Raw genomic sequence first — 22,686 nt, 5'->3', positions numbered from 1 at the left:
AGGACAAAGGAGATTGCTCTTGATACGTAGGGGTCTCTCTAACTTTCTCCTATCCTCTTTCTTTATGATATGAACCCCTTAAAACAAAACTTATAATTAGACCTAATAAAACAAAGAATTAAACGAACACATTTCATATAAAAGATAGAGGACAAAGGAGATTGCTCTAGGTACGTAGGGGTCTCTCTAACTTTCTCCAATCCTCTTTCTTTATGATATGAACCCTTAAAAAATCCAGCCTAAAGCTGGATTTTTTTTATATTAAATAAAATCTCAAAAATCTTCTCTTCAAAAAAGGTTTTACTTAGAAATTTTTATGGATTTATTTACTCCTAAGATTAGAAGATATTTGTGTATCTAATTAGTAGATTATTGAAGAATATGATATTGGTATTTACTTCTATAATTTTATTAAAAGAAAAGTAAAACTAACCTATTAACACCTAACTTTTTGTAATTGCTAAACTTAGTCAAAATAAAAAGATATTAGAATTGTTAAATTTAAAGAAAAACCACTTTTTAGTTAAGCTGCTTTAATCGTTTCAATTAATTTATCAAAATCATTCGCTTTATCGAAAAAAGCAGAAGCTCCATATCTTAAACAAATTTTTTTTAGTTCTGTATTTACAGAAAAAACAAAAACTTTAGTTTTTATTTGTTTTTCTTTAATCAATTTCAATAGCTCTAAACCACTTCCATCTGGCAAATTTAAGTCAAGGACAATTACACCAAAATTAGTAACATTTAAAAAAGAAATTGCTTCTTGTAAAGTTTCTGTTAAATGAAGAGCACCTATACCACTATGTTCTTTAGCTGCATTAACAATACTTTCCCCAATAAAAGGGTTATCTTCTACTATTAATAAATCCGTTAATGTTGAGTCCAGTACCAAAGCTAGATAATTTAAAAAAGTTAACGGGGGATATATTCAAATATACGTCTATTTTATAGATATTTATATTAAATAATCGTTAATTTATTCATTTTTACGAAGTAAAATATTGATACAATAATTCTTAAATATCTAATGTGGTTAATCCTTTTTGAATAGCATATTTTGTTAATTCAGGAATAGTATGTAAATCTATTTTTCTCATAATATTATTTCTATGAACATCTATCGTTTTTGAGCTTAAAAACAATATTTCTCCTATCTTTTTAGAAGAATTTCCTTCTGCAATTAACTGTAAAACTTCTTTCTCTCTAGAACTCAAAAGTGCTTTTACAATATCTTCTCCACTTTTAAGTACCGCAAGAAACTCTTGGTTAATGTCTTTTGATAGGTATCTTTTATTTTGAACTACGGTAGTAATTGCTGTAATCAATTCATCTGCATCTCCATCTTTTAACAAATAACCAAAAGCACCCGCTTTAAACATACCTTGTATAAATTGCTTACCAGAATGCATAGAAAGACCTATTATTTTTATGTCTGGTTGCGCTTTATGAATCTGTTTTGCTGCTTCTACTCCATTCATACCAGGCATTGCAACATCCATAACAATAACATCTGGCATTAATTTTGAAGATACTTTTATAGCTTCTCTACCATCAGAAGCTTCGCCAATTATATGCATATTCGACCTTTGTTCTATAATATTTCTCAAACCATCTCTAAGTAATTTATGATCGTCAACTAATATTATTTTAATTTCGTTTATATAAGTCATATAGCTAAAGGTATAAAAATTTTAACAGATGTTCCTGTATTTATTTTTGATGTTATTGTAAACTCTCCTTGTATGTTTTTAACACGTTCTTGAACAGCAAATAATCCGAAACCAGATCCTGAATGATTTTGATAATCATTTAATGTAGAAGTATCAAACCCACCACCATTATCTGTAAGGATAATATTAATTCCGAGTTTGTTTTTATCAAGATTTAAAGTTAATAAAGATGCATTGGCATATTTTACAGCATTTTTTATTACTTCTTGTATACACCTATAAAGTAAAATTGAATTAGCATCACTCAGTTTAATACTATTTACATTACTATTAACGATACATTCAATCTTGTGAGTAGCTTCCACATCCTCTAACAACCAATTTAAAGCATCAATAATACCTAATTGATATAAAACTGGTGGTGAAAGTTCATAAGTAATTTTACGGCTATTTTCTAAAGCTTCAGAAATATGTGATTCAATAAATTTTAAATCTTCATTAATGATTTTTAACTCAGATTTCTTTTTCATTTCATTAATTTTCATTTTTGAAATAACTAAAGATTGACTTAAATGATCGTGTATATTTGATGCGATTTCTTTTTTCTGTTTTTCTTCTATCAAGGTCATTTCAGTAGTCATTTGTTGAAGTGATGTTTGATATTTTTGAATTTCTAATCTTGCTAAAACCCATTCTGTAACATCTCTAGAAGAGGTAACAAAATAACTAATTTCATTATCTTTATAAACGGGAGACGACAGAGATTCTAACCAAATATAATGCCCTTGTTTATGACGAACTCTAAAAGTAGCAGCATCTTCTACACCATTAGTAATTCTTTGTTCCATAGCATCTACTAAAGACTGAATATCATCTTTATGGACTAGATCAAAAATTTGTTTACCTAAAAAATCGGACTGTTCATAACCCAATAGACTTTTTATAGAAGGACTAATATACGTAAAAGTACTATCTAGCTCTTGCAAACAGATTATATCGTTAGAATTGTTAGTCAATAGACTATACATTTCTTCGGCTTTTTCAATTTCACCAGTTGCTAATTTCTGCTCTGTGATATCTTGATTACTACCCGTTAAACGAATAACATCTCCATTATCTCCAAAAACAGGTTGACAAATACCTCTTATCCATTTTTGCTCTTCATTAGGCGGACAAATTCGAAACTCAATATCATAAGGAATTCCTTTAGTAATCCCTTTGTCTACTGAGCTTTTAAATAATTCTAAATCATCTTTATGAATTCTGTTTAAAAGGATATCCAACCCAGGTGCGTCTTTCTTTAAATCAAACCCCCATATAAAAAACATTTCTTCAGACCAAGTTGATTTTTGATAAGATATATTAAATACCCAACTACCAACATTTGCTAATTTTTCTGCTTCTTTTAATTTCTCTATTGATTTTCTTTTTTCTAACTCTGCATCTTTTATGCTTTGTATACTTTGTATACTTGCAGGAACTGATTTTTGCTCTAATTTTGTTTTTGGAATAGAAACAGAAAACAATGCTATAAACTCTTCTCCTTCTAAAGTTTTAAAATTTACTTCTGAAGTAAACGTTTTTTCTTTATTCCATATTGCAGCTAAAAGATTACCAAATACTTTGTAAGCCCCTTTACCAAAGGTATTTTGAATACCACCTAAAAATTGTTGATAATCTTTTGCTTTAAATAATTCTAAAGTAGCTTTGTTTACTGTATTTACTTTCACTTTTTCAAGTAATGAAAACAATACTTCTGGATGTTGTTCTAAATATATTTTAAAATTAGGTATCTCAAGTTTTCTAAGTTCATCTATTTCTTTAAATACATCCGTTAAATCTTCGTTCCAAATAGAAATTGTAGCATTCTCAAATAATCGTCTATAATTATCTTTTATTCTTAAATGTTCTTCTTCAATCTTTTTTCTATCAGAAATATCTTGTATAACACCTCTTCTACCAACAATTTCATTTTGGTCGTTATAAACAGGCTGAACTACCATTCGTATCCAAGCTTCTTTTTTCTTTATATTATTAAATATTTTTAACTCAATATCATAAGGGTTACCTTTAGAAATAAGTTCAATGTTGGCTTGCTCAAATTCTTTTATAAATTCTTTATCAATAATTGATATACTTTCATCTCTTGAAGGAACTCCATCTTTTATATCAAATCCAAGAATATCATAAACATAATCAGACCATATAATAATATCATTTATAGTATCATACCCATAATATCCTATTTTTGCTACTTTACTAGATTCTTTTAAGGAGTATTCACTTCTTTCTAACAGTTCTAAAGACGTTTTAATTTCTTGTCTAGATGCTTCTAATGCAAGTTGTGCTACTTTAGAAGCTGTAATATTCTGAAAAGTACCTCTTCTTCCAATAACTACGTTTTGGTCGTTATATACAGGCTGAACAACACTTCGTGCCCAAACGTCTTCTTTTCTTTGGTTGATAAATTTCAACTCAATATCATAAGAAGTACCATTCGTTTCAAGTTCTAAAACAGATTCTAATATCTTATTTTGTGATTCTTCATCAAAAAGTGTTAGAATTTCACTTCGTGGCGGAATTTTCTTCTTTGAATCAAATCCAAAAATTTCATACAAATAATCTGACCAGACAAAAGTATCTGATGCAATATCAAATTCTAAATGCCCCATTTTAGCCATCTTACTTGCCTCATTCTTAGAACGCTCACTTTTCCCTAACATTTCTAGAGATATTTGAATCTCTTGTTTAGAAAGCTCTATTTCAAATTGTGCATTTTTAGAAATTGTAATATTCTGAGTAACCCCTCTTCTACCAACAATCTCATTTTGTTCATTATAAACAGCTTCAGCTATGTTTCGTACCCAAACCTCTTCATTTTTTAAGTTGGTTATTTTCAACTCAAGATCATAAGGAATTCCTTTTAAATCAAGATCTAAAGTAGCTTTTTTCATCTTTTTCTGAGATTTTTCATCAAAAAGTGGCACAATTTCTTCTCTTGGAGGAACTCGCTTTGTTTTATCGAATCCAAAAATATCATATAGATACTCAGACCATATAAAAACATCTGTTGCAATATCATATTCATGGTACCCAATTTTAGCTACTTTACTCGCCTCATTCTTGGTATATTCACTTTTTTCTAACTCATATAAAGAGGTTTCAATCTCTTGTTTAGAAAGCTCTAACTCAATTTGTGCATTTTTAGAGGCTGTTATATCTTGTACAACACCTCTTCTTCGATCAATTTCATTTTGGTCGTTATAAATGGGCTGAACTATAAGTCTTACCCAAACCTCCTCATTTCTTAGGTTTATTAACTTCAACTCTAAATCAAAAGGAATACCTTTTAAATCAAGATCTAAAGTAGCTTGTGTCATCTTTTCTTGAGATTCTTTATCAAAAAGTGGCACAATTTTTTCTCTTGATGGTACTTCTTCTTTTGGGTCTAACCCAAAAATACGATAAACATAATCAGACCATTTATAATTTTTGGTTGCAATATCTTGTTCCCAATACCCAATTTTAGCTACCTTACTTACCTCATTTTTGGTATATTCACTTTTTTCTAACTCATATAAAGAGGTTTCAATTTCTTGTTTAGAAATCTCTAACTCAATTTGGGCTTTCTTAGAAGCTGTTATATCTTGAGTAACACCCCTTCTTCCAACAATCTCGTTTTGGTCGTTGTATACAGCCTGCGCTACATTTCTAACCCAAAATACTTCGTTTTTAAAATTTATTAATTTCAACTCAATATCAACAGAAGTACCTTTAGAATCAAGCTCTAAAAGAGCTTCTGCCATTCTTTCTTGAGATTCTTTATCAAAAAGCGGCACGATTTCTTCTCCTGGGGGAACTTCTTCTTTTGGATCTACTCCAAAAATATGGTAAATATAATCAGACCATATATAATCATTCGTTGCAATATCATTTTCCCAATACCCTATCTTAGCTATTTTACTCGCTTCATTTTTAGTAAATTCACTTCTTTCTAACTCATATAAAGAGGTTTCAATTTCTATTTTAGAAATTTCTAAATCAATTTGTCCTTTTTTAGAAGCTGTAATATCCTGAAAAACACCTCTTCTTCCAACAATCTCATTTTGGTTGTTATATACAGGCTGAACAACAATTCTAGCCCAAACTTCCTCTTTTCTTAGGTTGATTAACTTCAGCTCCAAATCAAAAGGAACTCCCTTCGAATCGAGTCCTAAAGTGGCTTCTTCCATCTTTTTTTGAGATTCTTCATCAAAAAATGCTGCAATTTCTTTTCGTGACGGAACCTTCTCTTTTGGATCGAATCCAAAAATATGATAAAGATGCTCAGACCAAATAAAAGTATCCGTTGCAATATCATCTTCGAGGTATCCTATTTTAGCTATCTTACTAGCTTCGTTTTTAGAATACTCACTCTTTTCTAACAAATTAAGAGAAGTTTTAATCTCTTGTCTAGAAAGTTCTAATTCAAATTGTGCATTTTTTGAGGATGTAATATCTTGCATAACTCCTCTTTTACCAATAATTTCATTTTGTTCGTTATAAATTGGTTGAGCTACATTTCTAATCCAAACAGTTTCATTTCTAATATTTACAAAATACAATTCAATATCATAAGGAATGCCTTTAGAAGTAAGACCTAAAGTTGCTTGCACTATTTTTTCTTGAGATTCTTTATCAAATTTATCTAGAACTTCTATTCTCCCTGGAACTCCATCTTTAGGATTTGAACCAAAGATATAATGAACATAATCAGACCATATTACACTATCTGTTATAAAATCATGTTCCCAATATCCTATTTCAGCAATTTTACTTGCTTCACTCTTAGAATATTCACTTTTTTCTAACAGCTCTAAAGAAACTTGAATCTCTTTTTTAGATAGTTCTAATTGAAACTGTGCGTTTTTAGATGCTGTAATATCCTGTATAACACCTCTTCTTCCAATAATCTCATTTTGGGCGTTATATACAGGTTGCACTACATTTCTTACCCAAACTACTTCCTTTCTTAAATTGATAACCTTTAACTCAACATCATAAGGCATACCATTTAAATTTAGATCTAAGGTTGCTTGTGCTAGCTTATTCTGAGATTCTTTATCATAAAATTCCAACATTTCTTTTCGTGTTGGAATTCCGTCATTAATATCTATTCCATAAATAGTATAAACATACTCAGACCATGTAAATAAATCTTTAGCAATATCATATTCCCAATACCCAATCTTAGCAATATTACTGGTCTGTTCTAAAGAATAATCTTTCTTTTCTAACAACTCTAAAGAACTTTCAATTTCTTTTTTAGATCGTTCTAATTCAAACTGTGCCTTTTTCGAATCTGTAATGTCTTGCATAACACCTCTTCGACCAACAATTTCATTTTGTTTGTTGTATACAGCCTGAATTACTCTTCGTTCCCAGACTTCTTCATTTTTTAAATTGGTAAATTTCAATTCAAGATCATAAGAAGAATTCTTAACACCAACATCTTTTACAGCTTGTGCTATTTTTTCTTGAGATTCTTTATCGTATAATGATATGATTTTTGTTAGTAATGGAATTTCGTCTTTTGTATCTAATCCATAAATTTGATATAAATAGTCAGACCACGTAAAAGTCTCTGTTGCAATATCAAGTTCCCAATACCCTATTTTAGCTATCTTACTTGCTTCGTTTTTAGAACGTTCACTTTTCCCTAACAAGTCTAGAGAGGTTTTAATTATTTCATTTGCTTCTACTCTTTGGGTAATATCTCTAGCAGAAGTAACAAAATAGCTAATTTCTTTCTCTATATAAACAGGAGAAGTTAGATATTCTAACCAAACAAAATGTCCGTCTTTATGACGAGCTCTAAAAGAATAAACATTGTCTGTAATTTCTCTACTAAATACTTTTTGTTCAATCGCATCTTTTAAAGACTGAATATCATCATTATGAATTATACTAAAAATTTGTTTCCCAATAAATTCTGATGGTTCATAGCCTAATACTTTCTTAATAGAAGGACTCATGTATTTAAAAGTACTATCTGGTTCTTGCAAACAGATTATATCATTAGAGTTATCAGTTAATAAACGATACAACTCTTCAGCTTTTTCAAGCTCATTAGATGCTCGTTTTTTTTCTGTAATATCTTGATTGGTTCCTTTTAAAAGAACCACGTTACCTTTATCATCTAATATTGGCCTACAGATAGATCTAATCCATTTTTCCTCATCGTTAGGCAAACAAATTCTATATTCAATATCATATGGGACTCTCCTGTTATAAACTAACTCAGCAGCGTTCAAAAATAATTCTCGATCATCAATGTGAATTCTATTTAGAATTATATCTTCATTTGGTGTAATTTCATTTAAATCAAAACCCCAAATGCGATACGTTTCGTCTGACCATTCTGATTCTTTAGTTACAACATTAAAAAACCAGCTTCCTACTTTAGCTATTTCTTGAGCTGCATTTAAATCTTTTATAGATTCTCTTTCTGCTGATTTTGCATCTTTTATGTTTTGAATACTTTGAATACTAATAGGAATTGTTTTTTGTTCTATTTCTGTTTGAGGAATAGGAATAGAAAATAATGCTACAAATTCATCTCCATTTAGTTTTTTATAATTTACTTCTGATGTAAATGATTTCTTATTGGTCCATATAGATTCTATTAGTTTTATAAATACCTTATCTGCACCTTCACCAAAAGTAGTGTCAATATTATTAAAAAAGTCTTCACTGTTTTTTGCTTTAAACAATTTTAAAGTGGCTTTATTTACACTATTTACAACCACTTTTGAAATTAATGATGATAATACTTCTGGGTTTTCTTCTAAATATATTTTAATATTAGGTATGTCTAATTTTCTAAGTTCTTCTATTTCTTTAAAAACTAGCGTAAAATCTTCATTCCAAATAGAAATTGTTGCATTATCAAACAAACTTCTATAACTATTCTTTATCCTTAAGTTTTCTTCTTCAATTATTTTTCTTTCAGTGATATCTTTAGTAACTCCAAAAACATTCTCTTGAGAATTTTTTTCAAGAGCCATAATATATAAGTTTCTAATTTCACCAGACGGTCGCTTTATTCTAAACTCAAAAGGAACAAACATTTTATCTATTAATAATGAGCTTAAACCTTTCTCTAGTTTATGTAAATCTTCAGGTAATACCGTTTTCATTACATTATCATTAGAAGGATAAAAATTCTCTTTAGTTACTCCATAAATATGATACATTTCATCAGACCATTCTGCTTTATCTGTTGCCATATTCCATTGCCAACTACCAATATGGCTTAATTTCTGCGCCTGATTTAAAGCATCATTTAATTCATATAGTTTTTCGGTTTTATGATCTAATTCGTCTTGTCTTCGTTTTTGTTCTGTAATATCTTGGTTAACTCCGTTTAAACTAATCACCTCACCATCAGAACCAAAGATAGGTTTACAAATAGATCTTATCATTTTTACCTCATCATTGTCTAAACAAATTCGATATTCAATATCATATGAAGCTCCTTCACTATAAACTAATTCTGTAGCGGTATTAAAAATATCTAAGTCATCTTTGTGAATTCTACCTAAAATAGTATCTCCATCTGGTGTTGGTTTTTTTGGATCGAAACCCCAAATGCGAAATGTTTCATCAGACCATTCTGATTTTTGACTTGAAAAATCATGGAACCAGCTTCCAACATGGGCTAATTCTTGAGCGGCGTTTAAAGTATTGTTTAATTTATAAAGTTTTTCGGTTTTCTGGTCTAACTCATCTTGTCTTAATTTTCTTAGAGTAATGTCTTGAAAAACACCTCTTCTTCCAACAATTTCATTTTGCTCGTTATAAATGGGCTGAACTACATTTCGCACCCAAACTTCTTCTTTTCTTAAATTGATTAATCTCAACTCAAGATCATAAGGAATACCTGTTGAATTAAGTTCTAGGTTAGCTTGTTCTATCTTTTTTTGAGATTCTTTATCATAAAGTGCTAGAATTTCATTTCGTGACGGAATTTCTTTGTTTGATTCGTACCCAAAAACAGAATAAATAGAATCTGACCAAACAATAGTATCAGTTGCAACATCAAACTCCCAATAACCAATCTTAGCCATTTTACTTGCCTTATTCTTAGAAAACTCAGTTTTTTCTAATAAATCTAGGGAAGTTGATAATTCAAGTTGTATTTTTTTAGATTCTGTAATATTGTGTAAAACACCTCTTCTACCAATAACTTCGTTTTGCTCGTTGTATACAGGCTGAACTATAGTTCTCAGCCAAATTTCTTCTTTTCTTCGGTTGATTAATATCAACTCAAGATCATAAGGAATATCCTTCGAGTCAAGATCGGAAGTGGCTTTTAATAACTTTTTTTGAGAGTTTTTATCAAAAAACACCAACATTTCTTCTCGTGTTAAGGCATCTTCTTTTGGGTCTAATCCAAAAACATGATAAACATAATCCGACCATGTAAGAAGGTCTGTTACACTATCATATTCCCAATACCCAATTTTAGCCATCCTACTCGCTTTACTCAAGGAGTATTCACTTTTTTCTAATAACTCTAAAGAGTTTTTAATTTTTTCATTTGCAACCACTCTTTCTGTAACATCTCTACCAGTTGAAACAAAATAGCTAATTTCTTGTTCCTTATAGACTGGTGATATTAAAAATTCTAACCAAATAAAACGTCCTTCTTTATGACGAACCCTGCAAGAAATAACATCTACAATAACACCATTACTAAACACTTTCTGTTCAATTGCTTCCTGTAAAGGCTGAATATCATCATTATGAATTATATCAAAAACCTGTTTACCTAAAAACTCTGATTGCTCATAGCCTAAAAGATTTTTTATAGAAGGACTGATATATTTGAATGTACTATCTGGTTTATGTAAACAGATTAAATCAGTAGAATGATCTGTTAATATACGATACATCTCTTCAGCTTTTTTAATCTCGTTTTCTGCAGATTCAAACTTTTGCTTAAAGGTTAGTAATTTAAATACATCTTTTGTTTTCAAGAAAGTTGATTCCTTTTCTTTTAGATCAAAATATTTTAAATAAACATAAAAAAGAATACTGTAAAAAATAACAAAAACTCCTTTTGAAATTAAACCAGATATTATAATAAAATTTAAGTTCTCAAAGTCAGAAAGAGCAAAGATTGAAAAAAAAGCAGTATCGAAACTCACTACAATTAACATCGTCAAACAAATCTGCAAGAATAAAAACTTCACTCGTTTCGATATAAATTCGAACATAATTATTATCAACAAAGAATCTAAAAAGAGTACTATTGTACCAATAATTAAAACCTTTCCACTAATATCAAAAAGACTTGTTGATACATTAAAAGGGTTATGTGTTGATACTTCTCTAAGACTCCACCCCAATGTCTGTAGAATAATAGCCATTATTACGTTTACAATAAATAAGGCGTAAATTATTTTTCTTGTTTCACTAGCGTCTTCTTTTATATATATGATTAGCAATGCAAAAAGACTTGCTGTAAAAAAAACGGCAGAACCTGGTGATACAAAAAAGTTATTAGTAATTGATACATAAACAGTACTTGTTAGAAATACCTGCACGAATTGAAATAACCCCAAGCAAGCGAATAAAACACCTATTCCTAATCGTCTTCGAAGTCGAAATAATAAAAGTATTGTAAAGGCAACTAAAGTACCTTGTAAAAATAAGATTGCTATCTGAGAATAATTCATAACTTAAGATTTTTAGAGGTAGACCTTAGAATTAATTTCTACTAATAATTTTTTAATGCCTAAGATAGGCATAATTTCTATCTTATTTTAAACATATAATCTTGTTTAAAATATTTAAATTGATGTCAATCAAACTCATAAATTGTAATTATGACTTTTAAAATTAAAGAAAATATTCCCTTAGTTTAATTTAAAATATACTTATTTATTTTGGTTATAAAGAAGAAAAAAGAAAGGACTTAAACATTGTTTTATTGAAGAATAAACTGCCTTTTTTTGATAACATTTTCAAGTAAACCTGTGTATAAAGTTTGTTAAAAATACCTATTGTTTTTGAATTTTGGGAATAAAAAAATCCAACTAAAAAGCTGGATTTTTCTTTATATCAAAAAACAATACTAGCTACTCAACAGTAACTGATTTTGCTAAATTTCTTGGTTGATCAACATTTTTCTCTAACATTACAGCAATATGATATGATAATAACTGAAAAGGAATTGTAGTTAATAAAGGTGTTAATGCTTCTTCCGTTTCAGGAATTTCAATAACATGGTCTGCTATTTCTTTAACCTGTGTATCTCCTTCAGTAACAATAGCAATTATCTTACCTGATCTTGATTTTATTTCTTGAATATTACTAACTACCTTTTCATAATGACCTTTATTTGTAGCAATGACAAAAAGCGGCATATTTTCATCAATTAAAGCAATTGGCCCATGTTTCATTTCTGCAGCAGGATACCCTTCAGCATGAATGTAAGAAATTTCTTTTAACTTTAAAGCTCCTTCTAAGGCAACAGGAAAATTAAATCCTCTTCCTAAATACAAGCAATTTTTAGCGTCTTTATATACAGCAGCAATTTCTTTAACTTTTTCATCAATCTTTAAAAGCGCTTCTACTTTTGCTGGAATTAATTCCATTTTTTGCAAATACATTCTAAAAGCAGAATCAGACATTGTTCCTTTTGCTTTTGCTAATTTTAAAGAAATTAATGTAAGAACAGTAATTTGAGTTGTAAATGCTTTTGTTGAAGCTACTCCAATTTCTGGTCCTGCGTGCGTATAAGCACCAGCATGAGTTTCTCTTGCAATAGATGAACCTACAACATTACAGATTCCAAAAACAAAAGCTCCTTTAGATTTTGCTAATTTAATAGCGGCTAAAGTATCTGCCGTTTCACCAGATTGAGATATTGCAATAACAACATCATCTGGTCTTATAATAGGATTTCTATATCTAAATTCTGATGCGTACTCAACCTCTACAGGAATACGTGCCATATCTTCTAATAAATACTCTCCAACCAAACCAGCATGCCATGAAGTACCGCAAGCAATAATTATAATTCTATTGGCGTTCAAAAACTTATTAATATTGTCGTCTATACCAGACATTTTAATAATACCTTCTTTAGGTAACATTCTACCTCTATAAGTATCAATAATAGCTTTCGGTTGTTCATGAATCTCTTTTAACATAAAGTGTTCATAACCACCTTTCTCTATTTGATCTAAACTCAGTTTAAGTTTTTGAACATTGGTATCAACCATAGAATCGTCCTTAATCTTACGAATTTTTATGCCTTTACCAATCTTAATAATTGCTAATTCTTCATCTTCTAAATAAATAGCATTTTTAGTATACTCAATAAAAGGTGAAGCATCTGAAGCCACAAAAAACTCTTTATTATCTTTTCCTACTCCAATAGCAATAGGACTTCCTAAACGAGCTACTACCAACTCATTTGGCTTTGTTTTATCAAAAACAGCTATAGCATAAGCTCCAATTACATTGTTTAAAGCCAATTGCACAGCTTGTCCAAGTTTGCAGTTTTCTTGCTTCTTTACTTCCTCTATAAGATTAACAAGAACTTCTGTATCTGTATCACTTTTAAAGGTATATCCTCTAGAAATTAATTCTTTTCTAAGAGAATCATAGTTTTCTATAATTCCATTATGAACTATTACTAAATCTCCAGACTGTGAAAGGTGTGGATGAGAATTAACATCATTTGGAACTCCGTGAGTCGCCCAACGTGTGTGTCCAATTCCTATATTTCCTTTTCTTCTTCCTTCTTCTTTATTAGTTATTGCTTCTAAATCAGAAACTTTTCCTTTCGTTTTAGACAGCTGTATATCTTTACCATCATACATCATTATTCCAGAACTATCATACCCTCTGTACTCTAGTCTCTTTAGACCATTAACAACAATTGGGTACGCATCTCTAAAACCAATATAACCCGTTATTCCACACATAACAATTCTTTTTTTTGTTAATTGATTATTTTTTTTCCTCTGAATACGAAATCTTTAGTTCCATCTTTTTATCATCATTAATAGCAGAATGATTAAAAAGAGTAACAGCTTTTGGGTTCCAATTAAAATTACTAAAAACAGTATCTGTAACTGCCTGTAAATCTGTCGCGTTGATTACTTTTAATCTTAAAGTTGGAGAATAATCTGTCTCTCCACTTAAAATATCTGAAATATAATCTGTAATTCTAAAAGTATATTTCTCTGGTTCACCGTCACTATTCCTTTCTAATAAACCACCAAAAGTTGTTGTGCCTTCTGTATAAACATCTTTAATATGACTATAAACTGGGTTCGCACTCTCGTCACTTTTATATAGAAATAATTGATAAGGTATTGCTGTAATATCTGCCGATTGATTAATATAGACTGTTAAAGAGGCATCGTTAATTAATAAATTTTTAGCTCTTAATTCTTCTATCTTATCTGCTAATCCATTTCCATCAGTGTCAGCTCCAAAAATATTTATTGTAGCTTCGTTTCCTGCCGCTCCTTGTAATATCACATTTTCATTTACAGGATATACTTTATCTTCCATCTTATAAGTACTTGCTCTGATTCCTGATAACAAAAAACTATCATTTTTCTGAATTGTATCTATAATTGCACCTCCTGTAAAAACAGTATTTGTATAATAAACTTCTATTGATGGTCTAATTGTACTACTAAAATTAAGAGAAACTAAAGAACCTTCGTCTCCTGTTGCTTCTAAAATAACTCCTCTAAAGTAATTATTAAATGCTCCTTGAGAATTAAATTCTGATGATTCATATTTATCTAAAAATAATTCTTTAATTTTATCTTCTTTTAAAGGTATTACCGCAAAAGGAAGAGGAATTGTTGAAGTTGTAGAACTTGTGTAACTAATAGTGTCGTTAGAAGACAACGCACCATTACTTAACCATCTTTTTATTACAATTGCTGTATCTGTAGCTTTTGGAATAAACTGAAAATTGTTACTAATATTTAGCTCAGTTCCTGTTTTTTCAAATACATCATTAGAATAATAACTATTTATTTTTGCAGGATTTGCTGGATCTAAACTACTTAAATAAGTACTTGTTTCATAAATATTTAAATTAAATGCTTTTGATTTATCACCAATTATAGAATCTAAATCATAACCAGTACTATCATCATTTAAAGTTGCTTGGTAGGGTAATCTTAAGAAAACAGTATCTATTGTAGTTACAACTGTAGTATCAGAATCATAAACATTTGCATCATCAATTACTTGAAAACCTGTATTGATTAAAAGTTGTGAAACAATTGAAGCTTCAATTTTCTCATAATCATCACTTGCATGAACTCCTAATAAATATTGCCCAGGTTCTGCAGATAAATTATCTGATTTAACCTTAGTAATAGCACTATTATTCATCTCAACATCTACAGTCATAGAACTTGTAGAAAATTTTGTATTATCAATAATACTTGAACCAATGTCTGTAAAATCTTTTTCACAAGAAATAACAGCTGTAAACACCAATATTAAAGCGACAACATATGTGCTTTTTTCAAAAATTCTCCTCAACATATAATAATTAGTTCGCTGCAATTAAATCAGCATAAAAATTTAAATAACTTTCTTTCATGTTTTCAACTTGATGCTCTAAAACAGGTATTTCCTTTCCTTCTAAGAAAGTAGACAATTCTTCTGAAATTGTTTCACTACCATGTATAATTGCATCAGAGTTTTCAATGGCACTTTTTAATATATTAGTAAAGCTAGGTATTTTAACTGTTGCTATTTTTTCGTCATTTATGTTATCAAACTCTAACTTTTCAGCTAAAGCTTCATCTAAACTACCTTCAAAAGGGTTATCGTATAAAGAAGTAATAATTTTACTTTCTGTAAACAAAGGTTCTTCTTTATAAAATTCTTTTAAATAAAGAGGTAAAAGAGAGGCCATCCATCCATGAACATGAATAATATCTGGCGCCCAGTTTAATTTCTTTACAGTTTCTACAACTCCTTTTGCAAAGAAAATTGCACGCTCGTCATTATCTTCAAACAACTCATCATCTTCATCTGTAAAAACGGCTTTCCTTTTAAAATATTCTTCATTGTCTATAAAATAAACTTGCATTCTTTCTTTAGGAATAGAAGCTACTTTTATAATTAAAGGCATATCCATGTCGTTAACTACCAGATTCATACCAGATAAACGAATTACTTCGTGTAATTGGTGTCTACGCTCGTTAATAACGCCAAACCTTGGCATAAAAATTCTTGTTTGTACACCTTTAGAATGTGCGTTTTTGGCAACATTAAAAGCTGTTGACGATAATTCTGTTTCTGGTAAATATGGAACTACTTCCGATGAAACAAATAATATTCTCTTGTCCTTCATTAAATCAATCTCTTTTATACGAAGCGCAAAAATACAAATTATTATGCTAATATCGTGTTAAAATGGTAAGTTTGCAGACTTTACTTAATTTCTAAGGATGAAAATATTCAATACTAAACAAGAAATAAAATCTTACTTAAACGCTCAAAATGAGGCTAATAAAACTATTGGTTTTGTCCCAACTATGGGTGCATTACACGAAGGTCATTTGTCCTTAATTAAAAAAGCAAAGAAGAAAAATGACTTAGTTGTTGTCAGTATTTTTGTAAATCCCACTCAATTTGACAATAAAGAGGATTTAGTAAAATACCCAAAAACTTTTAAAAATGACACTAAATTATTAGAAAGTGTATCTTGTGATGTCTTATTTTTTCCTTCAGTGGAAGAAATTTATGCAGAGAATATTTCATCTGAAAAATTTGACTTCGATGGTTTAGAACATCAAATGGAAGGAAAATTTAGAGATGGTCATTTTGATGGAGTTGGTACCATTGTAAAAACATTGTTCGAAATTGTAGCACCTCATAGAGCCTATTTTGGTCAAAAAGATTTTCAGCAGCTACAAATCATTAAAAAAATGGTAAAAAAGCATCGTTTAAATGTTAAAATTAAAGGATGTGCTATTTTTAGAGAAGAAGATGGTTTGGCTATGAGTTCTAGAAATACAAGACTTACTAAAGAACATAGAACTGCAGTACCTTTTATTTATAAAACGCTAAAAAAAGTTCGTAGTAAATTTGGCACAGAAAATGCTACTAAAGTAACTGAATGGGCAGAAAATCAATTTAAAAAACACCCTTCTTTGGAGTTAGAATATTTTACGATTGCTGATGAAAAAACATTAGAAACCGTAAAAAAGAAAGAATCTAACAAAAAATACCGCGCTTTTATTGCAGTATTCGCAGGAGAAATAAGATTGATAGACAACATTCGATTAAAAAACGATTAACCAAAAAAAATAGTATTTTTGCCATATGTTAGTACAAGTTGTAAAATCAAAAATCCATCGTGTAAAAGTTACAGGTGCAGATTTAAATTATATAGGAAGCATTACCATTGATGAAGATTTAATGGATGCTGCCAACATTATTGAAGGAGAACGTGTTCAAATTGTGAACAATAATAATGGAGAGCGTTTAGAAACATACGCAATTCCAGGACCTCGTGGAAGCGGAGAAATTACATTAAACGGAGCTGCTGCCAGAAAAGTTGCTGTAAATGATGTTTTAATTCTAATCGTTTACGGATTTATGGACTTTGAAGAAGCAAAAAACTTTAAACCATCTTTAGTTTTTCCTAACGAAAAAGATAATACACTTACATAGGTTTGAATATTAAAAAGATTTTAAAAATCATATTACCTCTCGTTTTGGGAGGTTTTTTAGTTTGGTACTCTATCTCTGGTATTTCTTTAGAAGTATTAGGTAAATATTTTAAAGAAGCAAAATATGGTTGGATAGCTTTAGGGCTTTTCTTTGGTATTTTAAGCCATTTATCTAGAGCTTACAGATGGAAATTTATGCTAGAACCATTAGGTTTTAGACCAAAATACACAAACAGTGTTTTAGCAGTTTTAGTTGGTTATTTAGTAAACTTAGCATTGCCAAGAGCAGGAGAAGTTTCTAGAGCATTGGTTTTAACAAACTACGAAGACGTTCCGTTTGAAAAAGGATTTGGTACCATTGTAGCAGAAAGAATTGCCGATTTAATTATGATGTTATCCATCATTGTAATCACACTTTTTGTGCAATTCGATTTTATTTACGAGCTCTTAACAAAGAATTTCAATCCTACTAAAATCATTATTGGTTTAGCAGTTGTAATTCTTGGTTTTTACATATTAACTTCATTTGTAAAGAAAGCAAAATCTGGATTTTTATTAAAAATAAAAACCTTTGTTTCTGGTTTAGCAGAAGGAGTTACCAGTATTTTTAAAATGAAAAATAAATGGGCGTTTATCTTTCACACCGTATTTATTTGGGTAATGTATATTGCAATGTTTTGGGCAACAATCCCTGCAATTGAAGGTTTACACATTCCTTTTGGCGGAATTTTAATCGGCTTTATTGCTGGTGGATTTTCTATTGCTGCAACAAATGGCGGAATTGGTTTATACCCAATTGCTGTAGCTGGCGCCTTGGCTTTGTTCGATATTCCTACAGAACCTGCAACCGCTTTTGGTTGGATTATGTGGACCGCACAAACTGCAATGATTATCGTTTTTGGAGGTTTGGCATTTTTACTTTTACCAATTTACAATAAGAATAAATAACTTCGAATGATTTTTTTTTAAAAAATTGTATCGAGAAGTTGGGCGTTCCCTAAAGGTCGCGCTTTCATTACTCGCTTTTTTATAAAAATAAAAAGAGTTCAAACACGCCATTCAATCGCTAACGCGAGTGTTTGCTAACTTTTAGAAAAATAGAGCAGTAAACTCCTATCTTTTAATTCATTATCTTTGATAAAAAGCAACTTCTATGGACTCAGAAGAAAAAAGAAAAACCTTAGAGAAACAGAATTCAGAAACAGATAAAAATGTTTTGAATGAAGTAGCCGCTATCTATAATGTTTCAGACAACATTATTTCTGATGAACATAAAAAAATATTAGACCACAGATTAGAACTTCACAAAGAAAACCCAACAAGTGGTAAAGATTGGAATCAAATAAAAGCAGATTTATCAACTAAATATGGCGTTTAAAATCGTCATTAAACCAAAAGCTGAAAAAGAACTTTTAGAAGCTTTAGATTGGTACAATACTAAAAACATAAATTTAGCCGCAGAATTATTCACTGAAATTTCAATTGTTTTAGATACAATTAAAGAAAACCCAAATCTATTTCAAAAAAGATATAAAACTATTAGAATTACTTTTACAAAGAGGTTCAAATACGGAATTCATTATACTTTAGAGAATAACATCATTTTCGTTCACGCAATTCTTCATACAAGTCAAAAATCACCAAAATAAAAGTTATTTTTAGTTTATCCATTACAACTGATAAACTTTGTAACTTTGTTACTTTCAAACCTTGCAACTTATATAAAAATGGCTAAAACCAAAACAACTTTTTTCTGTCAGAACTGTGGAACGCAACATGCAAAATGGGTAGGGCAATGTGGTGCTTGTAAAGAATGGAATACCATTGTAGAAGAAGTAATACAAAAAGAAGAAAAAAGAGTTTGGAAACAGTCTACAACTGCAAAGCAGAACGTAAATAAACCTTTAAAAATTGCTGATATTCAGTTAAACCCAGAAGAAAGAGTTGTAACTAATAACAACGAATTAGACACCGTTTTAGGTGGTGGATTGGTAAAAGGTTCTGTAACACTTTTAGGAGGAGAACCAGGGATTGGTAAATCTACTTTATTATTACAAGTTGCTTTAAATATCAGTCAGAAAGTATTGTATGTTTCTGGAGAAGAAAGTCAATCTCAAATAAAAATGAGAGCAGACAGGTTAGAAGCTAATAGTTCTAATTGTTTAATCCTTACAGAAACCAACACACAAAATATCTTCAAAAATATTGAAGAAACAGAACCAGAAGTTTTAGTAATAGATTCTATTCAAACATTACATACAAGTTCCATAGAAGCTTCTCCTGGAAGTATTTCTCAAATTAGAGAAACTGCTGCAGAACTTATAAAGTATGCCAAAGAAACTGCAACTCCGGTTTTATTAATTGGACATATAAACAAAGATGGAAACATTGCTGGACCAAAAATTTTAGAACACATGGTGGATGTTGTTTTACAATTTGAAGGAGACAGAAATCATACTTACAGAATTTTAAGATCTCAAAAAAACAGATTTGGATCTACATCAGAATTAGGAATTTACGAAATGCTTTCAAACGGATTAAGAGAAATCTCTAATCCGTCTGAAATTTTAATTTCTAAAAAAGATGCTGATTTAAGCGGAACTGCAATTGCTTCTACTTTAGAAGGAATTAGACCTCTAATGATAGAAGTACAAGCCTTAGTTTCTACTGCTGTTTATGGAACACCTCAACGTTCCACAACCGGTTATAATTTAAAAAGGCTAAATATGATTTTAGCGGTTCTCGAAAAAAGAGCCGGTTTTAAATTAGGTGCAAAAGATGTCTTTTTAAATATTACTGGAGGAATAAATGTAGATGACCCAGCAATAGATTTAGCAGTTGTTGCTGCAATTTTATCGTCTAACCAAGATGTTGCCATTAACCCAAATGTTTGTTTTGCCGCAGAAGTTGGTTTAGCGGGAGAAATAAGACCTGTTTCTAAAATAGACCAAAGAATTACAGAAGCAGAAAAGTTAGGTTACAAAACTTTAGTTGCCTCTAAATACAATAAGATTTCTTCTAAAAACCACGGAATAAGATTGGTTTTAGTTGGTAAGATTGAAGAAGCTTTTGCAACCTTGTTTGCTTAATTTTTTTTCTTTAAAATTGATTAGCAGTAAGACAGAAAATAACTAACTTTTAAATAACAACGATTATTCTAAATTTTAGAATATAATAAAACAGGAAAACATATTGTTTTCCTGTTTTAATCTAGAAAATTTAATGGTTTATAAAAATTTACCATTAGCATCAGTTTTAACTTTTAAGCGTTTGTTACCATTCTCTAAGGTTAATTTATATACTTTTTTAGCCTTTTTTTTATCATCACTATAACTCACTAAATAAACATCTTTAGAGATTACCCATTTTGGAAAACGCTCTACAACAGCTGTTGCTACTTTTTTTGGTATTGCTATATTTTTATACTTTTCTATAGTACGAGTAATATTACCAACTTTATCATAAACTGCAACAATTTTTCCTTTAGGAATAAAAAATGAAACTGTATAGTAATCATAATCATCATCATAAAAATCTGATTTTGTTACATCATAAGCAGCAGCTTTTCTTTGTAGTAATTTAACTGGTACAGCTACTTTTTCAGAATTAATCTTATCTAAATACCTATAATTTCTAGATAGAATAGTTATTTCAGACAACTCTATTGGATCTTGGGCAAATGCTGGCAGAGATATACCAACAACAAATAATAAAATAATTAATTTCTTCATAATTTATTTTTTTAAAATTATTAACAATAATGGATATTTTCACATCCTTTTATTCAAAATTAATACACTTATTATCTTCCCACAATGACTCTAGTCAGCTAGATAATAATGATTTATAAATAATTATTATTCAATTATTTAATAGACTACTCTCACTTAGAAAGAGTTATTGATAAGATATGTAAATATGGAAACCCTCTACATCAGTTGTTTTGTCAGACGTAATGTCTAACGAAAATATTATAGACACTTCTCATTTTTCCTGATTTTCGCTAACGTTAACAGTGATATAACGCCCGTTTTAATCACTTATATAAGTAGTTATTGAATTCAGTTCATCTCACGTAGAGGAGTTCGTTTTTTTGAGGTGAAAAAATCAATAATAAAAAAGCTAATTTCAATAAAGCAGATAGCCAACAAACAAGTTTAGCCCGGATTGAAACGGCATCCTTTTTGCTTTTTTGCAAAAAGATATAGTGGAAAGCAGGAAATAGCTTCTAAAAATAATTTATCTTTTAATTTTTCCAGAAGTATTACCTCCCATTAAACTCGTTACGTTTTCTACAGAAACCATATTTACATCTCCTTCTACTGTATGTTTTAATGCACAGGCAGCTGTTGCAAAATTTAAAGCGTCCATATCATTATCATAATGTAATAATCCATAAATTAAACCAGAAGCAAAGGCATCTCCAGTACCAACACGATCTATAACATGTGTTACATCTAATGTTTCTGCTTTAATAAATTTTTTACCATTCCACATTTTACCTTGTATTTGTTGATGTGAAGCACTAATAGATTTTCTTGTTTTACCTACAACCTTTTGAATTCTTGGAAATTTTTCCATTAATAATTTAGCTGATTTACTAAATCCACCTCCAAATTCTCCAATACCAAACATTTCATAAATTCCACGATTACTAGAAATTACAATGTCTGTGTTTTTGACTAATTCTGGCATAACTTCTTGCATGGTTTTACCGTATTTCCACATATTTTTACGCGAATTGATATCACCAGAAACTTTAATACCCATTTTATTTGCAGTTTTTATAGCTTCTAAACAACACTGAGCAGCACCTTCTGAAATTGCTGGCGTAATCCCTGTCCAATGAAACCAATCTGCACCTTCTAGCACTTCTTCCCAATTGACCATTTCTGGTTTTATTAGAGAAAAAGCAGATCCTTCTCTTTCATAAATGACTTCACTAGGTCTATGAACAGCTCCTTTTTCTAGAAAATATTTACCGATCATATTGTCTTCATAAATAACATCTTTTGTACCCAACCAATGTTTACGTAAAAATTGAGTAGCTGCTTTGCCAAGCGCATTCTCTGGAAAACGAGTTACATGAGCTGCTTGCATACCCAAATAACCACAAGAAATTGCAACATTTGCTTCACCTCCACCATAGACAAGGTCTAAAGAAGTTGTTTGAGAAAATTTTGAATATCCTGGAGGAGATAAACGCATCATTACTTCACCAAATGTTATCAATTTTTTAGCCATCTTACTGTGTTTATTTTTTGTTAATTTATTCTGTTTGAATATATTCAAAAAATAGG

14 protein-coding genes are annotated in these 22,686 nt (G+C 29.9%); 6 read left to right on the top strand and 8 right to left on the bottom strand.

Going from position 1 to position 22,686, the window contains the following annotated elements; genetic code table 11:
- Positions 1-523: 523 nt before the first annotated feature.
- The 6 genes from BTO07_RS12790 to BTO07_RS12765 form a co-directional block, all read right to left on the bottom strand.
- Entirely contained in the window at positions 524-892 is a 369-nt protein-coding gene (locus BTO07_RS12790; RefSeq protein ID WP_157663349.1) for a response regulator, read from the bottom strand.
- 124 nt (positions 893-1,016) lie between these two features.
- Positions 1,017-1,670 (bottom strand): response regulator, encoded by a 654-nt coding sequence (locus BTO07_RS12785; RefSeq protein WP_198342467.1) that lies wholly within the window; start codon positions 1,668-1,670, stop codon positions 1,017-1,019.
- On the bottom strand, positions 1,667-11,392 hold the full coding sequence (locus BTO07_RS12780; protein ID WP_087521602.1) for a PAS domain-containing protein: 9,726 nt from the start codon (positions 11,390-11,392) through the stop codon (positions 1,667-1,669). Before BTO07_RS12780 ends, BTO07_RS12785 begins: the two co-directional genes overlap by 4 nt.
- A gap of 402 nt (positions 11,393-11,794) precedes the next feature.
- Complete coding sequence (gene glmS, locus BTO07_RS12775) at positions 11,795-13,651, bottom strand: glutamine--fructose-6-phosphate transaminase (isomerizing) (RefSeq protein WP_087521601.1); 1,857 nt, start codon at positions 13,649-13,651, stop codon at positions 11,795-11,797.
- 25 nt (positions 13,652-13,676) lie between these two features.
- Positions 13,677-15,245 carry a DUF4270 family protein gene (locus BTO07_RS12770; RefSeq protein WP_232457029.1) on the bottom strand — a complete coding sequence of 523 codons (1,569 nt, stop codon included), beginning with the start codon at positions 15,243-15,245 and terminating at the stop codon, positions 13,677-13,679.
- A 7-nt stretch (positions 15,246-15,252) separates the two neighbouring features.
- Positions 15,253-16,062 carry a glycogen/starch synthase gene (locus tag BTO07_RS12765; RefSeq protein WP_087521600.1) on the bottom strand — a complete coding sequence of 270 codons (810 nt, stop codon included), beginning with the start codon at positions 16,060-16,062 and terminating at the stop codon, positions 15,253-15,255.
- Positions 16,063-16,159: 97 nt separating this feature from the next.
- Between BTO07_RS12765 and panC the strand changes: the two genes are divergently transcribed.
- The 6 genes from panC to radA all read left to right on the top strand — a co-directional run bounded on the left by panC (position 16,160) and on the right by radA (position 20,475).
- Positions 16,160-17,011, top strand: coding sequence for a pantoate--beta-alanine ligase (gene panC / locus BTO07_RS12760; protein WP_087521599.1), 852 nt, complete (start codon positions 16,160-16,162; stop codon positions 17,009-17,011).
- 25 nt (positions 17,012-17,036) lie between these two features.
- Positions 17,037-17,387: an aspartate 1-decarboxylase gene (gene panD / locus BTO07_RS12755; protein WP_036825265.1), complete on the top strand. Its 351-nt coding sequence runs from the start codon at positions 17,037-17,039 to the stop codon at positions 17,385-17,387.
- Between the two features lie 2 nt (positions 17,388-17,389).
- Entirely contained in the window at positions 17,390-18,334 is a 945-nt protein-coding gene (locus tag BTO07_RS12750; RefSeq protein ID WP_087521598.1) for a lysylphosphatidylglycerol synthase transmembrane domain-containing protein, read from the top strand.
- A gap of 205 nt (positions 18,335-18,539) precedes the next feature.
- On the top strand, positions 18,540-18,764 hold the full coding sequence (locus BTO07_RS12745; RefSeq protein WP_087521597.1) for an addiction module protein: 225 nt from the start codon (positions 18,540-18,542) through the stop codon (positions 18,762-18,764).
- The gene (locus BTO07_RS12740) at positions 18,754-19,035 is read left to right on the top strand and encodes a type II toxin-antitoxin system RelE/ParE family toxin (RefSeq protein WP_087521596.1); all 282 of its coding nucleotides are present in this window, start codon (positions 18,754-18,756) and stop codon (positions 19,033-19,035) included. The genes BTO07_RS12745 and BTO07_RS12740 overlap by 11 nt, the downstream gene beginning before the upstream one ends.
- 78 nt (positions 19,036-19,113) lie before the next feature.
- Complete coding sequence (radA, locus tag BTO07_RS12735) at positions 19,114-20,475, top strand: DNA repair protein RadA (protein WP_087521595.1); 1,362 nt, start codon at positions 19,114-19,116, stop codon at positions 20,473-20,475.
- A gap of 138 nt (positions 20,476-20,613) precedes the next feature.
- On the opposite strand, the gene BTO07_RS12730 is transcribed toward radA, so the two are convergent.
- Together BTO07_RS12730 and BTO07_RS12725 are read right to left on the bottom strand one after the other, a co-directional pair.
- Positions 20,614-21,117 (bottom strand): nicotinate-nucleotide adenylyltransferase, encoded by a 504-nt coding sequence (locus BTO07_RS12730; RefSeq protein ID WP_087521594.1) that lies wholly within the window; start codon positions 21,115-21,117, stop codon positions 20,614-20,616.
- A 508-nt stretch (positions 21,118-21,625) separates the two neighbouring features.
- Complete coding sequence (locus BTO07_RS12725) at positions 21,626-22,630, bottom strand: sugar kinase (RefSeq protein WP_087521593.1); 1,005 nt, start codon at positions 22,628-22,630, stop codon at positions 21,626-21,628.
- Between the last annotated feature and the right edge of the window lie 56 nt (positions 22,631-22,686).

Source organism: Polaribacter sp. SA4-12, assembly GCF_002163675.1.
GTDB lineage: Bacteria > Bacteroidota > Bacteroidia > Flavobacteriales > Flavobacteriaceae > Polaribacter.
The sequence above is the reverse complement of the archived record's forward strand: the minus strand, read 5'-3'. Positions and strand labels throughout refer to the sequence as shown.